The sequence below is a fragment of the Stieleria sedimenti genome (assembly GCF_025060895.1).
Taxonomy (GTDB): Bacteria; Planctomycetota; Planctomycetia; order Pirellulales; family Pirellulaceae; genus Stieleria; species Stieleria sedimenti.
In genome coordinates this window covers 1-2611 of record NZ_JANZKV010000071.1, presented here as the reverse complement: position 1 = coordinate 2611, position 2611 = coordinate 1, and the positions used below count along the sequence as shown (strand labels likewise).

Here is a 2611-nt window from a genome sequence, read left to right as displayed (position 1 = left end):
GACGCCTTTGTCGGGTAACGGAAAGGATCACGCGGTCGCCGCGAGCGATCTTCCACTTCAATAACCACGACTCGGCGACTCGTCGTGCATCCGATTGTTATTTGCTGCTTCGGTTTCGGTCAACTTTGACACAAGTCATTTCCATCTGAATCCATGAGCATCTTGCCACGAATGAACTCACCAAAATTCTGTTTGGGATCATACAAATCTAGGCTGTCATGCCACAATTCAACTACACGCCAATTGTCGTCAGGAAGAAAGCCCGCAGGATCGCCTGAGAAGTTGTCGCCGAAGCATAGAATTCGCTTGCCAAATGATGCGGCAGTTTCAGCGTCGAATATGTCACCAGGATCGAGGAATCTGTCATACACAGCATATTGGCATTCACGAAAAGCGCCGGATCCAACCTCGACGAGATAATCGACGTAATCCCGTGGCAATCCAGGAAATGCTTGCTCCAACTTTCTCGCAGCGTCGGTGGTGAGCGTGGTCCGCGTGTTCATCTGGGACTCAGTTGGGTCCTCACATTCGGCGAGGAACTTCAACACATCCTCGTACTGTCCCATTGATACTCCGATCGAGCTTGTGTGTGCATATAACGTCTGCCGTAACCGGGCACGAACGGAGGACTTTGATTTCAGTTGCCGCGTGATTGAGTGCTCCGGTTCACGGCTTTGTTATCCGACGTGGTGTGTCAAACAACGCTTTCACGTTGAAGGTCGTTGAATGGAAACACGCCACCCGATTTTAACAGTGATTCGACGCGTTCACGATCACCACTGCGGCACGCGGCCAATTCGGACGACGTGATACCAACGCACATAATGATGCCCGCATCTTGGTCACGCACCCGAAAGCGTCCGTAGTCGCAGAACAGGAACGCGTCGATCGTTGAACCATCCGGAGTTGCAGGGCCGATGTCCATGGTCTGGCCGGGTTCCAATGGGGTTTCGAGTGTGTAGTGTGCAAGTTGCCCAACAATATTCGGTCCCCAGTCGTTACCGTCGCGACAGCAAATCGCGAGTTCGTAGTTCCCCATCGAATTTGGGACTTGATCCGGATTCCCGATCAGTTCTGCCGTAACAGAAACAATGCCGTCCACATGGTTGTGGAAGTAGACGATATCCGCGGTGCCACCAAGGTCAGCGCCAAGATTGAAGGGGATCGTCCCATGACCGACGGTGTCGTGTGATTTGCCGAGAATGGACTCAAGCGCGGCGAGTCGAGCGTCCCGCCACAGCGTCCATTCGTCTTCGGGGTCGGTGTCTGGGTTCATGTGATTCTTTGTCGGATAACGGCGGTGGTCACCGCGTCGGCGCGATCGACCTGAACTCAAAAACAAACTCGCCTCGCCGACTGCGGTGCACCACTTGGTTCACGCGGTCGGCCGCGACGACAGATTGAGCCATCGTCGTTGACGATCAATGTACTCGATCTGAATCGCCGTGGGAAATTCGGTGTCCCAATCAGCAGTCGGCATTTCAGGCGCCGATTTGTCTTGGATCGTACTCGTACTCAGCATCGCGGTACTCGTACTCGAATCGACGGGCGTCGGTTTGTCTTCGTCGGCCGAGTCGACCGCGCACCTATCGAACCGTGACATCAAATGCGAATCTCAGGAAACAGAGGTTCGATGAAATCCGGTGGGCGTCCTCCGGGTCACGATCCAACGACAGCCAATCAATTGCCACAAAAGAACGCGAGAAGACGCAAAAGAAGAAGTGGGCGCTTTCGTCAGGCGTCGGTTAGCAGCGTGAACGTCACGGATCACGCGGTCGCCGCGCGCGATCCTCCACTTCAACAACCACGACTCGGCGACTCGTCGTGCATCCGATGGTTCTGCCTTATCCTACACCAGGTTGGGCGTAAGAGAAATCATCAGTTGCCAGCCAAGTGACACCGGGAATTGGTTTGTGGTCCAGCACACTCTCGAAAATCGAAAAAGCAAGTGCGCGAGGCATATGATAGCGACTTGGATACCAAAGCAGTCCGACACCGCAACATGGACAAGCTTGGATCACATGATCAGCTTTTTGCACCTGAGTGTTGAGATTGGCTGACGAAGAGTAGGCGCACCGTAGATGTTCATCATTTTCGTTTTGGTACTCGACGACCGAATACTTTGCAGTGAAGCCTAGATTGAGTTGTCCACCATTGTTTGAAACAAGGAAAACATTGCCGGTGGCTTCAATGCGTGCCGCGGAGATGGCGTCACCCGGCGTTGACTCACATCGCTCTGTGTAGTATTCCGGTTGGAGCGTCCAGAATGTTGCAGTGTCGGTAAATTCCCCTGGAATTTCGGCGTGCGAAAGTTCAAATTCGCTGGGCGTGAAAACCAGCCCTTTATTTAGCCGCCGATCGTACTCCGCCCTTTCGTTCTCGACCTTCGTTCGGATCTCGTCGGGAAACATGGCGAGCATTCGGTTGGATCGAGCGCATACTCCGCACAGGCCATCGTTGTCCGCTGCCGTCTGCGGCAGAATCCTATTGTCACATTTGCGACATTTTACGCGATGAACCATCGAGTCAACTTATTGGCAGAACGGCTGTGGTCACCGCGTCGGCGCGAATGACCTGATCTCAAAAACAAACTCAACTCGCCGACTGCGGT

At 53.7% G+C, this 2611-nt stretch carries 4 protein-coding genes; all 4 read right to left on the bottom strand.

The window, feature by feature from the left end:
- Nucleotides 1-119 precede the first annotated feature (119 nt).
- Complete coding sequence (locus NZK35_RS11090; RefSeq protein WP_259632599.1) at nt 120-566, bottom strand: hypothetical protein; 447 nt, start codon at nt 564-566, stop codon at nt 120-122.
- A gap of 128 nt (nt 567-694) precedes the next feature.
- Nucleotides 695-1276 carry a suppressor of fused domain protein gene (locus NZK35_RS11085; RefSeq protein WP_259632598.1) on the bottom strand — a complete coding sequence of 194 codons (582 nt, stop codon included), beginning with the start codon at nt 1274-1276 and terminating at the stop codon, nt 695-697.
- 99 nt (nt 1277-1375) lie between these two features.
- Nucleotides 1376-1603 carry a hypothetical protein gene (locus NZK35_RS11080; RefSeq protein WP_259632597.1) on the bottom strand — a complete coding sequence of 76 codons (228 nt, stop codon included), beginning with the start codon at nt 1601-1603 and terminating at the stop codon, nt 1376-1378.
- Nucleotides 1604-1844: 241 nt separating this feature from the next.
- Entirely contained in the window at nt 1845-2411 is a 567-nt protein-coding gene (locus NZK35_RS11075; protein ID WP_259632596.1) for a hypothetical protein, read from the bottom strand.
- Nucleotides 2412-2611: the final 200 nt, after the last annotated feature.